Here is a 2966-nt window from a genome sequence, read left to right as displayed (position 1 = left end):
GCGCAGCAGGAACTCATGCATCGGCAACTGCTCAAGGTGCTGTTCACGCACCAGCTGGAAGGCTTTCTCCTGGCTCTCCCAGGCAGCCTGCAGGAAGCCCTGGGCAAAGAGAATTTCACTTTGCTGGATAATGCTCCACAGCGCGTAATGCCACACGTCGTGACGGCGGGCCATCTGTTCGGTCTGCTGCATCACGGCGAGGGATTTGGTCAGTTTCCCCTTGCAATGGAGGACTTCGCCATGCACCGAGGTGGCGACGATGCGGCTGTAATAGTTGGCCAGCGGCAGCTCTTCCAGGGCAACCATCGACAGACGTTCCGCTTCGTCCTGGTCGCCGTCGTTAATCGCTACCTGTGCGCGCAGCGCGTTGAAATCGCCATGCATCGCGGTGTCCATTTCCACACTCATCTCCTGCTCGGCGCGCGCCAGCAGGGTGTTGACTTCGCTGTAACGATGCTGGCTCTGCATCAGCCAGGCCTGCAGCAGGATCAGGCGCGGATTTTCCAGCAGATTTGACCAGGGCAGCGCCGACAGCGACTGCTCCAGCAGCCCTAGTTCGCTATGGTTAAACATGCCCCAGGCGTGGTTGAGTAAGATATCGCGCAGCATTTTGGCATCGCCAGCGGCCAGCGCATGATGAATGGCCTCGCTGGGGAACCCTTGCGCCATCCAGCTTTCCGCCGCAGCGCGGTGGATCTCCGGCAGTTCAACCGCCAGCTCCCACTGACAACGCTGGCGCAGGAAGCTGCCAAACAGCGGGTGATAGCGGAACCATTCACCGGAATCATCCATCCGCTGCAGGAATAGCCCCTGGCGTTCGATCTCCTCCAGCTGCATCTGGCCATTCTCTTCGCCGGTGACGCGCACGATTAACGCGTCGTTCATCGAGCGCAGCAGAGAACTCTTCAGCAAAAAGTTACGCGTGCGGGCGTCGACGTTATCCAGTACTTCATCCACCAGATAATCCGACAGATGGCTGGCGTTAATCCCGGCGAGGCGGCGGGCGGAGTGTTGGGCGGAAGAGTTATTCTGGCGGGCGGAGAGGGCGATGAGCTGCAGCGCGGTGGCCCACCCGGCGACATCGTCGCACAGCCGGCTGCTGTCGTCGGCTTCGATTGGCGACGTCAGACGGCAGTCGAAAAATTGTTTCGCTTCCTGGTGGGTAAAGGCCAGCTGCTGGCTGCCAATCTCCAGAAGCTGATCGCGGACGCGCAGGTTGGCAATGCCCAGCTGCGGCAGGTTACGCGACAGCACCACCAGGGTCATATTCTCCGGCTGATGGCGCAGGAAAAAGCGCATCGCGTCATGGATCACCGGATTATTGATCAGGTGATAATCATCAATGACGAGGTACAGCGGGCGCTGCCAGTCGGCGAGTTCAATAAACAGCTGCGCAAAAAGAGAGGAGAGGCTGGCGTACTGGCGCTTTTGCACCATCGCTTCACTGGCCCCGCAGTGGTTGCCGGTGGCCTGCTGGATCGCCGCGATCAGATAGCTGGCAAAACGCTCCTGCTGATTGTCGCCTTCGTCCAGCGAAAACCACCCGAGATCGTTTTTACCCGCGGCCCACTGAGAAATGAGCGTTGTTTTACCGTACCCGGCAGGGCTGGTGATCAGCACGAGACGATAATTGTTCGCGCCGGAAAGTTTCGCCAGTAAACGCTCACGAACCACAGTGTGTTCAAGGCGGACCGGACGACTTAATTTGGACGGAATCAACATAGTTCTACATTTCGCTGTGCAAGAGAGAGGTTGCGATTTTTTTTGCGCTTCGTAATTAATATCTAATAAGGTCGGTGATTATGAAATTTATTGCAAGTTATGTCCGAACTTTATGCTCTTGAATTTGCTCTATGTCACAAATTTTGACATTGGTTGAGAATGGGGAAAAATCGCAGGCAGAACTCGCCGCCAGCGGTTTTCAGGCGGCGGCTGGCGGAGCGGGGAGAGATTTATTTTATGTGAAGAGTAGTTGTTTGTTTTTATTAAATTATTGTCAGTGATTTCTTAGAAGTAATCTTTTTTGCGGATCAATGTGATGAAATGTGCTTATTTCTCCAGAGCTCTCTATTTATTTTTTTAATAACCTGGCGAGAGGCGGAAAGATTTTTAGCGCGTATTGGCCTGTAACAAATTTTTTCCCTGCGGACGTAACCTCTCGATTGTCATATCGCGGTGATTTTTACAGCATATTTTTGCCTTCTCACCCACACTATAGTGTCCAGGATCACACTTTTCGCTCATCCCCGCCACTCCTCCCTGTCTAATCCCCGTCGGGATGAGGACGATGAATCGGGAGGTCGGCACACTAGCGCCATCGTTTTAGTAAAGGACCCGGATCTCATTATGTCACAGACTTCATTTAACAAAGCTCAGTTTCAGGCTGCACTGACGCGTCAGTGGCAGCATTTTGGTTTACAGTCCGCTTCCGAGATGACACAGCGTCAATGGTGGCGCGCGGTCAGCGGAGCGCTGGCGGAACTTCTGGCGGCGCAGCCGGTAGCGAAACCGGCGCAAGGACAGCGTCACGTTAACTACATCTCGATGGAGTTTCTGATTGGTCGCCTGACCGGCAACAACCTGCTCAACCTGGGCTGGTACGAGGGCGTTAGCGACGCGCTGAAAGGCTACGACGTCAACCTCACCGATCTGCTGGAAGAAGAGACAGACCCGGCGCTGGGTAACGGCGGCCTGGGACGTCTGGCAGCCTGCTTCCTCGACTCCATGGCGACGGTGGGGCAGTCGGCGACCGGTTACGGCCTCAACTATCAGTATGGTCTGTTCCGCCAGTCCTTTGACGATGGCCAGCAGATGGAAGCCCCGGACGACTGGGGGCGTAACAGCTACCCGTGGTTCCGCCATAACGAGGCGCTGGATGTCCAGGTCGGCATCGGCGGGAAAGTCAGCAAAAACGGCGAATGGCAGCCGGCGTTCGTCATTACCGGCGAAGCCTGGGACCTGCCGGT

Annotated in this window: 2 protein-coding genes; one reads left to right on the top strand and one right to left on the bottom strand. The window is 56.0% G+C overall.

What is annotated here, in order from left to right:
- On the bottom strand, nt 1-1722 hold a 1722-nt coding region (gene malT, locus ACZAHD_RS22860), incomplete at its 3' end, for an HTH-type transcriptional regulator MalT (protein WP_462458758.1).
- Between the two features lie 624 nt (nt 1723-2346).
- Here malT and ACZAHD_RS22855 point away from each other — a divergent pair.
- Nucleotides 2347-2966, top strand: a 620-nt coding sequence (locus tag ACZAHD_RS22855) for a glycogen/starch/alpha-glucan phosphorylase (protein WP_462458757.1), incomplete at its 3' end; no start/stop codon positions are given.

It is taken from the genome of Raoultella sp. (genome assembly GCF_039594335.1).
Taxonomy (GTDB): domain Bacteria; phylum Pseudomonadota; class Gammaproteobacteria; order Enterobacterales; family Enterobacteriaceae; genus Klebsiella.
The sequence above is the reverse complement of the archived record's forward strand: the minus strand, read 5'-3'. Positions and strand labels throughout refer to the sequence as shown.